Source organism: Tardiphaga sp. vice304 (assembly GCF_007018905.1).
GTDB lineage: Bacteria > Pseudomonadota > Alphaproteobacteria > Rhizobiales > Xanthobacteraceae > Tardiphaga.
In genome coordinates this window covers 4,064,042-4,077,897 of sequence record NZ_CP041402.1, presented here as the reverse complement: position 1 = coordinate 4,077,897, position 13,856 = coordinate 4,064,042, and the positions used below count along the sequence as shown (strand labels likewise).

Annotated in this window: 13 protein-coding genes; 7 read left to right on the top strand and 6 right to left on the bottom strand. The window is 63.2% G+C overall.

What is annotated here, in order from left to right; genetic code table 11:
* Window positions 1–283: 283 nt before the first annotated feature.
* Together FNL56_RS19435 and FNL56_RS19430 are read left to right on the top strand one after the other, a co-directional pair.
* Window positions 284–652: an Hpt domain-containing protein gene (locus FNL56_RS19435; protein ID WP_143574623.1), complete on the top strand. Its 369-nt coding sequence runs from the start codon at window positions 284–286 to the stop codon at window positions 650–652.
* A gap of 92 nt (window positions 653–744) precedes the next feature.
* Window positions 745–1,065, top strand: a complete 321-nt coding sequence (locus FNL56_RS19430; RefSeq protein WP_143574622.1) for a 2Fe-2S iron-sulfur cluster-binding protein — start codon at window positions 745–747, stop codon at window positions 1,063–1,065.
* Between the two features lie 26 nt (window positions 1,066–1,091).
* On the opposite strand, the gene FNL56_RS19425 is transcribed toward FNL56_RS19430, so the two are convergent.
* Window positions 1,092–1,544, bottom strand: coding sequence for an acyl-CoA thioesterase (locus FNL56_RS19425; protein WP_143574621.1), 453 nt, complete (start codon window positions 1,542–1,544; stop codon window positions 1,092–1,094).
* Window positions 1,545–1,750: 206 nt separating this feature from the next.
* Between FNL56_RS19425 and FNL56_RS19420 the strand changes: the two genes are divergently transcribed.
* Window positions 1,751–2,350, top strand: a complete 600-nt coding sequence (locus tag FNL56_RS19420; RefSeq protein WP_143574620.1) for a DUF2147 domain-containing protein — start codon at window positions 1,751–1,753, stop codon at window positions 2,348–2,350.
* Window positions 2,351–2,506: 156 nt separating this feature from the next.
* On the opposite strand, the gene FNL56_RS19415 is transcribed toward FNL56_RS19420, so the two are convergent.
* The 3 genes from FNL56_RS19415 to FNL56_RS19405 form a co-directional block, all read right to left on the bottom strand.
* Window positions 2,507–4,453, bottom strand: coding sequence for a hypothetical protein (locus FNL56_RS19415; RefSeq protein ID WP_143574619.1), 1,947 nt, complete (start codon window positions 4,451–4,453; stop codon window positions 2,507–2,509).
* Window positions 4,454–4,523: 70 nt separating this feature from the next.
* Window positions 4,524–5,597 carry a lysylphosphatidylglycerol synthase transmembrane domain-containing protein gene (locus FNL56_RS19410; protein ID WP_143582247.1) on the bottom strand — a complete coding sequence of 358 codons (1,074 nt, stop codon included), beginning with the start codon at window positions 5,595–5,597 and terminating at the stop codon, window positions 4,524–4,526.
* Window positions 5,598–5,893: 296 nt separating this feature from the next.
* Entirely contained in the window at window positions 5,894–6,328 is a 435-nt protein-coding gene (locus tag FNL56_RS19405; protein ID WP_143574617.1) for a hypothetical protein, read from the bottom strand.
* A gap of 150 nt (window positions 6,329–6,478) precedes the next feature.
* Between FNL56_RS19405 and FNL56_RS19400 the strand changes: the two genes are divergently transcribed.
* Complete coding sequence (locus tag FNL56_RS19400; protein ID WP_143574616.1) at window positions 6,479–7,054, top strand: hypothetical protein; 576 nt, start codon at window positions 6,479–6,481, stop codon at window positions 7,052–7,054.
* Between the two features lie 537 nt (window positions 7,055–7,591).
* Here FNL56_RS19400 and FNL56_RS19395 read toward each other — a convergent pair.
* Together FNL56_RS19395 and FNL56_RS19390 are read right to left on the bottom strand one after the other, a co-directional pair.
* The gene (locus FNL56_RS19395; RefSeq protein WP_143574615.1) at window positions 7,592–7,834 is read right to left on the bottom strand and encodes a hypothetical protein; all 243 of its coding nucleotides are present in this window, start codon (window positions 7,832–7,834) and stop codon (window positions 7,592–7,594) included.
* Between the two features lie 87 nt (window positions 7,835–7,921).
* On the bottom strand, window positions 7,922–9,232 hold the full coding sequence (locus tag FNL56_RS19390) for a UDP-glucose dehydrogenase family protein (RefSeq protein WP_143582246.1): 1,311 nt from the start codon (window positions 9,230–9,232) through the stop codon (window positions 7,922–7,924).
* Between the two features lie 179 nt (window positions 9,233–9,411).
* Here FNL56_RS19390 and FNL56_RS19385 point away from each other — a divergent pair, with 179 nt between their 5' ends.
* From FNL56_RS19385 to ahcY, 3 genes are all read left to right on the top strand, one after another.
* Entirely contained in the window at window positions 9,412–10,767 is a 1,356-nt protein-coding gene (locus FNL56_RS19385; protein WP_143574613.1) for a hypothetical protein, read from the top strand.
* A 59-nt stretch (window positions 10,768–10,826) separates the two neighbouring features.
* Window positions 10,827–12,023 (top strand): methionine adenosyltransferase, encoded by a 1,197-nt coding sequence (gene metK / locus FNL56_RS19380; protein WP_143574612.1) that lies wholly within the window; start codon window positions 10,827–10,829, stop codon window positions 12,021–12,023.
* A 261-nt stretch (window positions 12,024–12,284) separates the two neighbouring features.
* On the top strand, window positions 12,285–13,709 hold the full coding sequence (gene ahcY / locus FNL56_RS19375; protein ID WP_143574611.1) for an adenosylhomocysteinase: 1,425 nt from the start codon (window positions 12,285–12,287) through the stop codon (window positions 13,707–13,709).
* Window positions 13,710–13,856: the final 147 nt, after the last annotated feature.

Here is a 13,856-nt window from a genome sequence, read left to right as displayed (position 1 = left end):
GCCGGTCGCTCGGCTTGTCCGCTATTCCCGCAAACATCCTATTGGCTTGGTCGCGCGAATGAAATGGATTCGGTTAAGACATTCTTAATCATCGTTAACAGGACAGACCGGTAACGCATTGCCGCCGCTGGATTAACGCCGATCCAAGCGCAATCGTGGCGAGTTTTCGGCAAAACCGCGTCCAAGCTGCGGCATGTACGTGAAACGTTCCGTTAACCAATTCCGTGGTTCGCTGCCAAAATCGCAGCGCGTGTGCGCCGCGGCGGATCATCCGGGGCATAACATGGCGTTGCACATCGAACAGGTCCAATGGATGCCGTCGCCGCCGCTCGCCCCCGATGATGGTCCGATCGACCTTGCGCACCTGCGCCGCATGACGCTCAGCGACGCCAGCCTCGAGCGCGAAGTGCTGGCGCTGTTCGCCGCGCAGTCCGTCGGCCTGATGCGGGAATTGTCCGGCATGCCCGGCAATGTCGGCGAACTCGCGCACAAGCTCAAAGGTTCGGCGCGCGCAATTGGCGCGTCACGGGTGGCGGACGCCGCCGAGTGGCTGGAAACCGCCGGCCATGATGCCGCGCAGGCGCTGCGGGCGCTGGACGAGGCGGTTTACGAGGCGCGGGCGGCGATCGACGGTATTCTCAAGCGCTCCTGAACGCACAGCAGCTTTTCGCGCAGGCCCGCTGGCGCGATCCGGATCGAGCCGTTATACGACAATCGTATCTTCCTTCCGGCAGCGCGAGCATCATGGCCAAGATAAACTTCATCGACCATTCCGGCGAAACCCGCAGCGTTGACGCCGAAGTCGGCTCCACGGTGATGGAGGTGGCGATCCGCAATTCGATCCCGGGTATCGAAGCCGAATGCGGCGGCGCCTGCGCCTGTGCGACTTGTCACGTCTATGTCGATGAAGCCTGGCGCGAGAAGGTCGGCGCGCCGACGCCGATGGAAGAGGACATGCTGGACTTCGGCTACGACATCAAGCCGAACTCGCGGCTGTCGTGCCAGATCAAGGTCACCGATGCGCTCGATGGCCTCGTCGTCATCACGCCGGAGCGTCAGGCCTAGTTTCATTTGACGGAATGCCGCGGCGATCAGGTCGCCGTGGAATGATGCAGCATCCAGGGTTGGAAACGCGCGATCACCGCATCGGGGATCGGCGTCGGCTGCCGGCTCTCGAGACCGACCATCACGGTGGTCGATGTCGCCGAGGCCACGCATTTGCCTTCCGAGAACACCACTTGCGAAAACGTCGCCGAGGTCCGGCCGAGCTTGCTGACGCCGAGGCCGAGTTCGATCGTGCCCGGCCAGTGCAGTTCCGCACGATAGTGGATGTCCAGCCGGACCAGTACCCAGCTCAACCCCGACGGCATCAGCCCGTGGCGCGGATCCTTTACCAGCATCACCCGGCTGGTCTCGAAGTAGCTGGCATAGACCGCGTTGTTGACGTGCTGGTTGGGATCGAGATCGGCGAAGCGCACATTGTCGCTGAGGCGGTAAGGAAAGTCCTCGAGCAGAGGTTGCGGCGCGCGGGCAGGTGCATTCACGAAAACGTCTCCAGTCTATAGTTCTTCAGATCCCGTTCGAGCGGGGATGAGACCGGATCCGCCGCATGATGTGGCGAAGCCGTGGCATGTCACAATTGGAAATATGCGGTAATCTTGTAAAAGCCATTAAATCCCTCCACCCTGCTACCAGCATTGATAGTGGATGTAACCGCTTGGACGTGGTTACGCTTTCCAAGGGGATGATTATGATACGAGTTCAATCCCGGCTGGCCGTCACGGTCGCTTCCGGTATCGCCGTTCTGGCCACCCTCGCCAGCCCGTTGAAAGCTGCCGAACCGACCGCTGCGGGTCTCTGGCAGAAGGTCGAAAAAGGCAAGCCGGTGGCATGGTTTCTCATGATCGACCGCGGCGGCGTCTTCGAAGGGGCGATTGCCAAGACGTTTCCGAAGCCCGAAGAGCCCGCCAACCTCACCTGCGTCAAGTGCGTGGACGACCGCAAGGATGCGCCGGTGCTCGGCATCTCCTTCATTCGCGACATGAAGCAGGACGGGCTGAAATACGAGAACGGCAACATTCTCGATCCGCGCGATGGCAAGATCTACAAGGCCAAGATGAGCGTCAGCGAAGATGGCCAGGAGCTGACCGTGCGTGGCTTCTGGGGTATTTCGTTGCTGGGCAAGAACGAGGTCTGGTTTCGGCTGCCCGACACCATGACCGCGCAGCTCGATCCCGCCGTGATTGCAAAATACCTGCCGGCCCAGGCCGCTGCGATGAAGCCGGTCGCTCCGACCAAGCCGACGGTGGCTGTCGTCAAGAAGAACGTGGCGCCCGCTGCCCCGCACTGAGTCCGTTGCCCCCGCTGTGCTAGCCCGCGCCTGCGCCGAAGCCGTAGCCCGGATGCCAATCCGTGGCCGACTCATCCACCATGAAAGCTGTGCCCCGGATTACGTCGCCCCGCCGCAGGGCGGCGGGACTACTTCATCCGGGCTAGGCCTTTAATACTACCGGGTCTGCACCGGCTCGCCGAGCGGCTCGCTGGTGACTTCGGCCTCCGCGCCGAGCCTCAGCACGGCGGCGGCGGCGGGCAAAGCGGCGTCGGCCATGGCCGCGTGGCCTTCGGCGGTCGGATGGATCGCGCCGCCATAGACTGCCGACAGGATGCCCCAGGTGGCGTCGTGGATATCCGCCGGCTGGATCGTCGCCGAGATGCCCTGCGGATATGTCATCGCCGCGAAGTAGCTGTCATTGGCGTCGCGGATCCAGCGGGCGCGCGGCAGATAGGCGCGGAACTGGCTGGCGCCCAGGCCGCACAGCATCGGCTGCGAAGATGCGGCCACGATGTCCGGATCGAAGCTCTGGCCCTTCGGAGAGAAACAGGCGCGGTCGAATTCCGGATCGGTCGATGCGCGGGCGCAGAAACCGTGCGTCGCAAAGGCTTGCTGGTGCGCATCGACATAGGTCATGCGATCGGCTTGCGGGTTGCGGCACAGCACGCCGCCCTGGCACAGCGCAATGGCCTTGAGCTGTGGCAGAAACTCGCTCTCGACGAAATTGGCGACGTTGGCGAGCCGCCGCGGATTGGCATTGAACGCGGGGTGCACGTCGAAGCCGGCAGGGCCGCCGGGGCAGGGCGCCCCATTCGAGAACGTCGGGTTGGCATAGGCCGTGAAGATCACGCGCGACAGGTCGCCGGACAACAGCGGCTTCAGCGCCTCGCGCAGCTTGCCGAATCCGGCCGGCAGTTCGCGCACCAGCGCGCTGCGGGAATCGTCGACCGATCCAAGGATGCCGCCGCGCTTGAACAGTGCGCGCTCGGTATCGTTTTCGACGATGACGTCAGCGACGAGATTGGAGAAGCCAATGTCATTGGCGCCGATCGACAGCAGTACGAGATCGAGCTTGCGGCCGGGCTGGCGTTTCTTAACGGCCGCCATCGCCTCGCGCAATTCCGTCATCTGCGCGGCGACACTGCCCTGGCAATTGGTCGATGTCTTGGTGGTCAGGCATTCCTTGGCCTGCTGCTTGCCGAGCAGCCCTTCGGCAATCGTTGCACCGGAGCAGGCGAGCGGCAGATAGGTCACGGCGATGTGCGGGTATTGCACCGCCATCGCGATCGCGGTGCGGGTCTGGTAGCTGTATAGCGAGCGATGGCACGGCGCGCTCAGCCACTGCGCGCCCTGGGCCTGCCAGGCCTGTAGCGATTCATAGCTTTCACAGGCGCGTCCGCCCTTGAATCCGGCGCGGCTCGGCCGATAATATTGTCCCGTGTCGGAACCGATATAGGAACGGTAGCAGAAGCCTTCGTCCGACAGCGCCACCGGGCGGTCCGGATTGCCTTCGCCGGAGGCGATGGAATCGCCAAGGCCGGCGATCAATACGTCGCGCACCGTGATGTCGGTGGTGACGCGCTGCGGCGCCTCGGCGCCGGAGGTGACATCGACGATCGCCACCGTGCGCTTGCCGTAGACAGCGCGGAAGTTCACCGGCTCGGCGCAGTCGAAATTGGATTGCCGGGGGCCGTCGCCATCATCGAACGTCCAAGCGCACACCGCGCCGACCGGCACTTCGCCGGTGAGCCGCACCGTGACCGGATGCTCGGTCGGCGTCAGGTAGCTTTCCTTGACGCTGTCGCGGGTGCAGGGCTCGCTGAACTTGCCGGCCATGTCGACACACAGCCGACCCACCGTATTGCGCGCCCAGCCGCGGCCGTCGCTCTGGACGCCCAGCGTCTGTTCGGACGCCAGGATGGTCTGGTTGCGCAGCGTGTCGGCGTGGAGCTGGAAATCGCGCTCCTCGCGGAACAGCCGAAAACGATTGCGGACTTCCCAACTGATCTGCATCGAGCCCGTGGTCCCCTGTGCGGCGGCCCATTCGACCGGCAGGGCTGCGCAGGCGGCTAGCAACAGAAGGGAGTGGAGCACGAGACGTCGGATGCGAACAAAGGTCATAACGCGTTTCAACGTCACATATGGGGCGGAAGTAAGAGGCGCTGACCAGTGAGTGATATCGAGCCGGGTTTCAGAGCTGAGCCTGGCGTTTCGTCGGCCGGGTCGGAACCGTGGCCGCTGCCGTGGTGGCGAGCGCTTCGGCCTGTGCGACGGCGCGGCCCCGTTGCCATGGGAGCACGACGTTCAGCCAGAGCTCGCGGGTTCCCATGATGGCGATCGCAACGGCGAACGGAATCATGAAATACAGGATCCGGAACATCACCAGGGTCGCCACCAGTTGTTCCCTGCCGAACTGCGGCAGCGCCACCAGCATCGCGGCGTCGAACACGCCAAGGCTTCCCGGCGCATGGCTGGCAAAGCCGAGCAGGGTGGCCAGGATGAACACCACCGCCAGCGAGACGAAATCGATGCCGGGCTCGTTCGGCATCAGCAGGTACATCGCCAGCGCACAAAATCCGAGATCGACGACGCCGATCAGGATCTGCAGCAGCGTGACCCGCGCCGAGGGCAGCACGACCTTCCAGCCGTTCTGGCCGAGTTCGCGGCGCTGCTTGCCGACCGACAGCCAGACCATGTAGGCGGCGATGCCGGCGAGGCCGGCGGCGCCGATCAGCCGGTTCACGGCATCCGGCAGCATGTTCATCGCCGACGCCGCCGCCGGATGCCAGATCATGCCGATGCCCAGCACGAATGTATTGCCGAGCCAGAACGTCAGGCCGGAGATGAAGCAGATCTTGGCGACGTCGATGGCGCTGAGCCCGTAATCCGAATAGATCCGGAACCGGATTGCGCCGCCGGTAAAGACGGTGGCGCCGAGGTTGTGGCCGATCGTGTAACTGGTGAAGGAGGACAGCGCCGCGATCCGGTAGGGGACGTGATTCTTGCCGAGCGTCCGCAAGGCGAAGAAGTCGTAGAACGTCAGGGTGCCGAAGGCGCCAAGCACGCACAAGGCGGCGAGCGCGATCTGGAGCGGCGGCTTTTCAGCCATCGCCGCCAGGATCACCGCCAAGTCCACGCCCTTCAGCGTGCGTACCAGATGCGTAATCGCCAGGCCGATAATGATGACGCTCGCCACCACACCGAGCCGTTTCCAGCCGATGTGCTGCCTGAAGCCGCGCCCGAACGCGGTCAGCATACGTTGCATTCGTCCTCCCGGCGGAGCGCGAACAGGTGGAAAGCTGATCGGGTCAGAAGATGGCAATGGGCGACCAGTTCACTCATACGCGACGTTCATTCATGTCCGGAAACCCTTACGGCAAAAACGGCGCGTTGTGCAGTCCTTGACAAGCCGGGTTGGTGTCCGCTGCCGCGCCATCTTGCCGCTGCCGGCGATCCGGTTCGTCATATAGGCCCGAAAAGCGCTATTCCCTGCCGCAAATCAAAGCCCGCCAGGAACATCGATCGGTTCCGATCGCACGGACGAACGGCCGCGATCTTTTGTTACGCCTTGCGCAAGGCGAAGTGTGCGCCGCAAAACGCCATCAGGCCGCCGAGTAGCAGAGCAGCGAGACCGGCCACCACGCCCGCAACGGTCGGCACCGGGCTCGGCGCCGAGGCTGCCTGTCCGGCACCGGCAAGGACCAGGACACCGACCGTAATCAGAAACTGGCGCATCCGCGGCGGGATCGCGCCGCCCGCGGCGCTGTGCAGCAGCGTGGCGGTCACGTAGCCACCGACAAAGCCCATCGCGGCGATCAGCCACCAGGCGACCGCGGCGCCGGCCGGCATGAAGTCGCGGGCATCGCTGCGCCACAACCCGCCGAGGTCGAGCCCGAACCGCTGACCCAGCATGTGCACGGCCAGCGCCAGCAGCAGTCCTGACATCATTGCGCCGGCGAGGATCAGGTGGCGCGGAAAGGGGCTGGTCTCGGCCATCGGGGAACCCTGCTGCGGGGCGCGTCGCCTTGCGCGCACGGCCCTCTCCATGGCTTGTAAGGGACGTCGTGGCGCACAGGCAAGCGCCCCCCGGCGGCGACGATAGGACAGGCTCTGTTCAGGACGCTTTTCACGGCAAGGAACGCGCCGGTGGCCGAGGCTGCCGAGCCGGGCCATGCCTATGCCTACAAGGCGTCGCTGATCGGCGCCGCGCATCGCTATGAGCTGACCGCTGACGGGCTGTCGTGGCGCACCGGCCGCCGGACCGGGCTGTGGCGCTATGGCGACATCGCGGAGGTGCGGCTGTCGTACCGGCCGATGGGGATGCAGGTGAAGCGGTTCCGCGCAGACCTGCGCCACGACGATGGCAGCCGGATCGTGATCATGTCGACCTCGAAGCAGACGGTGGCCCTGATGCAACCGCAGGCCGAATACCGCGATTTCATCTTTGAATTGCACCGGCAAATGGCGGCGGCAGCAAGCACGGCGTCGCTGCGCGCCGGACTGCGGCCGGTTCTGTACCGGGCGATCGTGGCTGCGTTGGTGCTGGTCGCTTTGGCCATGGCGGCGTTGCTGGTGCGCGCGCTCGTGACCGGCGAATTCGCGGGCGCGGCGTTCCTCATCGGCTTCTGTATATATGCGGGTTGGCAGCTCCGCGGCGTGCTCCGCCGCAACCGGCCGCGGGACTACACGTTTGCAGATGTGCCTGTTGATCTGCTGCCGTGAGCTGCTATCTGCTGGTTCAAGCGCGTGCGGCCTGGATGTAGTGGGTGAAGTTCGTGGAGCTGTAGCCTGCTTTGAGAGCTGCGACATGCAGGGCAACGTCCGCTGTGAGAAGATGGACGTCATGTTTTGCGAATTCTAGAAGCGCGCAGTCGGTCAACCCAAGCCATTTGAACTCCGGGCGTCTCGCGGCGTCGGCACTGACGATGTACTTTTCTTTGGCGCGCGACAGGAAGATGGAGAATTTATTCAGAATACTGCGCGCGTGTTCATCACCCTCAAAGCTGAGTAGGTTGGAAGCTTCGGAAAGTGCATTTGGGATGACGGCGACTTCAGGGATACTCCGAGATAAATTCCGTCAACAACCTGAAGTCATCGATTGTGTAAGCCCGTGTTCTCTTGTGATTGATCACAGCTTTCTCGTCAGCCAGTCCTACGACAAGCAATACGATCAGGTTTGTATCGATCAGCAGAGTTGAACTCATCTAATCCTCGGAAACGGCCTTCCGCTGCATGGCTTTGACTTCGCCGTTTCGATCGTCAACGACAATCGTGCGATAGGCGCGCTTGTGAAGGGGGGGGCTCCGTAGCAGCAATGGCGAGCAGATTATTGAGTGGGCTTCTAGGGGAATTCCAGGGCCTCGAGAAGCCAAGGGTAATCTTCCAGACGCGCTTCTCGTCGTTGTATTCGACCTCTTCCAGACCGAGGTTTGAGGGATGCTCATCCTCCATCACATCCATTATCCAGGTCTTGGCGGCCCTGACGGCCTCTTTCACATCCATGACGCTCTCCGGAACCGAGCTATTTAAGACTTACAATAGCTCACCTGTAAAAGACGGGAAGTCTATTTTCCCTGTTGTTTAGTGCCGTCAGGCCGCCCCGCGTCCGACGCCTTCATACACAAACCCCGCCGCCGCCATTTCCTCCGGCCGGTACACATTGCGCAGGTCGACGATGACAGGCTGCTTCATGGTCGCCTTCAGCCGGGGCAGATCGAGCGCGCGGAATTGGACCCATTCGGTGACGATCACCAGCGCGTCGGCACCTTTGGCGCAGTCATAGGCGTCCTCGCAATAGGTGATATCGGGCAACTCGCTTTTCGCCGGCTCCATGCCGACCGGATCGTAGGCGCGCACGTTCGCGCCCATGTCGAGCAGGCCGGTGACCAGCGGGATCGACGGCGCCTCGCGCATGTCGTCGGTGTCCGGCTTGAAGGTGAGACCCAGCACCGCGACGGTCTTGCCGCGCAAATGGCCGCCCAGCGCATGCGAGACTTTTCGCGCCATCGCGCGCTTGCGGTTGTCGTTGACGGATAGCACCGCCTCGACGATGCGCAGCGGCGCGTCATGGTCGAGCGCGATCTTGACCAGCGCGCGGGTATCCTTGGGAAAGCATGAGCCGCCGAACCCCGGGCCGGCATGCAGAAATTTCGAGCCGATGCGATTGTCCATGCCGATGCCGCGGGCGACGTCCTGGACGTCGGCGCCGACCTTTTCTGCGAGATCCGCGATCTCGTTGATGAAGGTGATCTTGGTGGCGAGGAAGGCATTCGCCGCGTATTTTATCAGTTCGGCGGTGCGGCGCGCGGTGTACATCACCGGCGCCTGGTTCAGCGACAGCGGCCGGTAGATCTCGCCAATCGCCTTGCGCGCGCGATCGTCGGAGGTGCCGACGACGATGCGGTCGGGAAACTTGAAGTCGCGGATCGCCGCGCCCTCGCGCAGGAATTCGGGATTGGAGGCGACGGCCACGTCGGCGTCGGGGTTGGCCTCGCGGATCAGCCGCTCGACTTCGTCGCCGGTGCCGACCGGCACGGTGGATTTGGTGATGACCACCGTAAAGCCTCTGACCGCCGCGGCGATTTCCTTGGCTGCCGCGTAGACATAGGACAGATCCGCATGGTCGTCGCCGCGCCGCGACGGGGTGCCGACGGCGATGAACACGGCGTCCGCTTCGGCGACCGGTTTGGTGAGGTCGGTGGTGAAATCGAGCCGGCCGGCCTTCACATTGGCGGCGACCAGCGCATCCAGGCCGGGCTCGAAGATCGGGATCAGGCCGCGATGCAGCGCCTCGATCTTGGAGGCATCCTTGTCGACGCAGGTCACATGATGGCCGAAATCGGCAAAACAGGCGCCAGACACCAGGCCGACATAGCCGGTGCCAATCATCGCGATACGCATAAGAAGACCTGAATCTGGAGGTGTCGGGCAGGGTCGATGCGTCGGGTCTTAGCAGATGCGGAAGTCTGTCACACGACGCTGCATCAAAATAACGGCGGATATCATCAGTGGGCAGGACGTGCTAGAGAGTGGGCCAGACCTCTTTCTGCCCACTCCCGTCTCTTTGAGAATTCCGCGCCATGAAACACGACCAGCTGCTCGGCCAGATTCAGGACTATTGCCGCCAGGTCGATATGGCGGAATCGACGTTTGGCCGCCGCGCCGTCAATGACGGCAAGCTGGTCAACCGGCTGCGCGAGGGCAAGCGCATTACCATCGACACGCTCGACCGTATCCACGCCTTCATTGCCGCCTCGCTGCCGGAAGGTCTGACGCCGCCGCGGCGGCCCGATCTTCCGCTGGAAAGGCGCGATCCGCGCAGCAATTTCCGCTTCTTCGAAAACCGGCAGAAATATCTGCTGTTCGTCCATACCTGCTCGGAAAAGCGGGTGATTGCCGAGCGGGTCGGGCTGGAACTCGGCAATATCCACCCGCGCCCGCCGGCGCTGCGGGTGTTCGATGCCGGCGTCGGCGACGGCACCGTATTGGCACGGGTGATGCGAACCATGCACGGCCGTTTCCCGCACATGCCGTTCTATATCGCCGGCAAGGAATTGAGCCTGGAGGACGTCCGGCTGACGCTGGACAAGGTGCCCGACCGGTTGTTCGAGCATCCCGCCACGGTATTCGTGCTGACCAATATGCATTACGCCGAGGCGCCCTGGCTGACGCCGGCGTCGCCTGCGGCGGCGGCCGGCATGATCTGGCATGAAGTGGCGCTTCGCGGGGCGTCGTCCGGCGAATTCGAGACGCAGATTGCCGAACTCGGCGGGTTTCTGGAGGATAATTGGCGCGCCAGCATCAATCCGCGCTCGGGCATGCCGACCTATGAGCGGCCGGTGGCGCTGGTGGTCTACCGCGAGGATCACCGCTTCCTGCTCGATTCGATCATCCCGCGCGCCGGTCGCACCGAGGCGAATTTCGACCTGATCATTGCCTCGCAGCCCTATCGGGCCAAATCATCCGTGACCTTTCGGGCCAAGCGGATCATTGCCCCCCTGGCCCGGGCGTTGCGCGCCGGGGGACGGCTGATCGGCATCCATTCGCATGGGCAGGACCCAGGTATGGAGATCGTGCAAGCCGTCTGGCCCAAAGAAAACCCTTTCGCTGTGAGCCGTCATGAGCTATTGCGCGCAGTGAAATACGAGCTGGGCTCCGCGGGGCGCGATTTGAACTTCAATGCCTATTCCGACCACCGGTCGATTTTTCGCTACGCAATGGAAGCATTGCCGAACGAGGTCACCGGCCTGATCGGAACATCGACGGCTTTTGCAGCATGGAACGCGGCGGTCTACGTGGCCCAGATCGAAGACGACCGCTTGACGGAAGTCACCCAGAGCGGCCGCTACCTCGATGCGACACGAGAGGTTCTGCGCAAGCATAACGGGCTCTGGTTCTACGACGAATCCTACGTCATCTCGCGGCGTCGCGACTGACATTTCTGGACAATTTGACGAAAGGCCGCCGATGCATGGCGGAACAAAGGGGTTAGTTGATGCGCGCGTCTTATCTCTTCACCAGTGAATCCGTCTCCGAAGGTCATCCGGACAAGATTTGCGACCGGATTTCCGACGAAATCGTCGACCTGTTCTTCCGCGAAGGCGCGAAGGCCGGCATGGATCCCTGGGCGATCCGGGCCGCCTGCGAAACGCTGGCCACCACCAACAAGGTCGTGATCGCCGGCGAGACCCGCGGTCCCGCCTCGGTCACCAACGAGCACATCGAGGCCGTGGTGCGCGCCGCGATCAAGGACATCGGCTACGAGCAGGCCGGCTTCCACTGGAAGACCGCCGACATTGAGATCCTGCTGCATCCGCAGTCGGCCGACATCGCGCAGGGCGTCGACGCGCTGCAGCCCGGTACCAACCAGGAAGAGGGCGCCGGCGACCAGGGCATCATGTTCGGCTACGCCACCAACGAGACCGCCGAGCTGATGCCGGCCCCGATCTTCTACGCGCACAAGATCCTGCGCCTGATCTCGGAAGCCCGTCACGCCGGTATCGAGAAGGTGCTCGGCCCGGACTCCAAGAGCCAGGTCACCGTGCAGTACGAGAACGGCAAGCCGGTCGGCGTGCGCGAGATCGTCGTCTCGCACCAGCATTTGGTGGAAGACATGACTTCGAGCCAGGTGCGTGACTGCGTCGAGCCCTACGTCCGCAAGGCGCTGCCGGAAGGCTGGATCTCCGACAAGACGATCTGGCACATCAACCCGACCGGCAAGTTCTTCATCGGCGGTCCCGATGGTGACGCCGGCCTGACCGGTCGCAAGATCATCGTCGATACCTACGGCGGTGCTGCCCCGCACGGCGGCGGCGCGTTCTCCGGCAAGGATTCCACCAAGGTCGATCGCTCGGCCGCCTATGCCGCACGCTACGTCGCCAAGAACATCGTTGCCGCCGGCCTCGCCGACAAGGCGACGCTGCAGCTCGCTTACGCCATCGGCGTGGCGCGTCCGCTGTCGATCTACGTCGATACCCACGGCACCGGCAAGGTCGCCGATGAATTGATCGAAAAGGCCGTCGCCGAATCGATGGACCTGACGCCGCGCGGCATCCGCAAGCACCTCGACCTCAACAAGCCGATCTACGCCCGCACCGCGGCCTATGGCCATTTCGGCCGTACGCCGGATGCGGATGGCGGCTTCTCGTGGGAGAAGACCGACCTTGTCGACAAGCTGAAGGCTGCGGTTTAACGCGACTGCTTCATCATACGCCGATGCGTTAGCGTAACGTTCAGGGTGTTTGGAAGTTGAAGTAAGCTTTGGCGTCACGACCATGTACGACGCGCTCTCCCCCTGTTGCGGGGGAGGGCTGACGCGGACGACCACCGCAACGACCGCAGCGATTTCGGTATCTGCCTCCTCCGCCGAAGGGGAGCGGCCAGACCGCCACGAACTGCCCCAATTCGCTACCTATTGATAAGTCCAGATAACTCCGTTCCAGGAACAGATCACATGACCACCGCGCCCAAGGGTTTCACCGACTACATCGTCAAGGACATCGCGCTCGCGCCGTTCGGCCGCAAGGAAATTTCGATCGCCGAGACCGAGATGCCGGGCCTGATGGCCACCCGCGAGGAGTTCGGCCCGCAGCAGGTGCTGAAGGGCGCCCGCATCGCCGGCTCGCTGCACATGACGATCCAGACCGCCGTGCTGATCGAGACGCTGGCTGCGCTCGGCGCCGACGTGCGCTGGGTATCATGCAATATCTATTCGACGCAGGATCACGCCGCCGCGGCGATCGCCGCCGCCGGCATTCCGGTGTTCGCCATCAAGGGCGAGAGCCTGGAAGATTACTGGGACTACACCGCACGGATGTTCGACTGGCATGGCGGCGGTCATCCCAACATGATCCTCGATGACGGCGGCGACGCCACGATGTACGTCCACCTCGGCCTGCGCGCCGAGAACGGCGACACCGCCTTCCTCGACAAGCCGGAATCGGACGAAGAAGTGATCTTCTTCGCGCTGCTCAAGAAGCAGCTCAAGGAGAAGCCGAAGGGCTACTTCAAGGGCATTGCCGAGAGCATCAAGGGCGTCTCCGAAGAGACCACCACGGGCGTTCATCGCCTGTACGACATGCAGAAGTCCGGCAAGCTGCTGTTCCCGGCCATCAACGTCAATGACAGCGTCACCAAGTCGAAGTTCGACAATCTGTACGGCTGCCGTGAATCGCTGGTCGACGGCATCCGCCGCGGCACCGACGTCATGATGTCCGGCAAGGTTGCGATGGTCGCCGGCTTCGGCGACGTCGGCAAGGGTTCGGCGGCGTCGCTGCGCCAGGCCGGCGCCCGCGTCATGGTGTCCGAAGTCGATCCGATCTGCGCGTTGCAGGCGGCGATGGAAGGCTATCAGGTCGTGACCATGGAAGACGCGGCGCCGATCGCCGACATCTTCGTCACCGCCACCGGCAACAAGGACATCATCACCATCGAGCACATGCGCGCGATGAAGGATCGTGCCATCGTCTGCAACATCGGCCACTTCGACAACGAGATTCAGATCGCGCATCTGAAGAACATGAAGTGGGACAACATCAAGCCGCAGGTCGACGAGATCACCTTCCCGGACGGCAAGCGGATGATCCTTTTGTCGGAAGGCCGCCTGGTGAACCTCGGCAACGCGACCGGCCACCCGTCCTTCGTGATGTCGGCCTCCTTCACCAACCAGACGCTGGCGCAGATCGAACTCTACGCCAACAACAAGGACGGCAAGTACAAGAAGGAAGTCTACGTGCTGCCGAAGGCGCTGGACGAGAAGGTTGCGCGCCTGCATCTCGCCAAGATCGGCGTGAAGCTCTCCGAACTCAGCCCCGAGCAGGCCGCCTATATCGGCGTCAAGCAGCAGGGCCCGTTCAAGACCGACCAGTACCGCTACTGAGTCCAATCGCTTCGGCGATGGATCACTGAACGACAAAGCCCCGGAGCGATCCGGGGCTTTTTGTTGGCTCGTACTATCCCAGAGCTCCCATGTCGTCCCTGCGAACGCAGGGACCCATAGCCTCCGGGTTTCGGCTTCTGCCGAGCT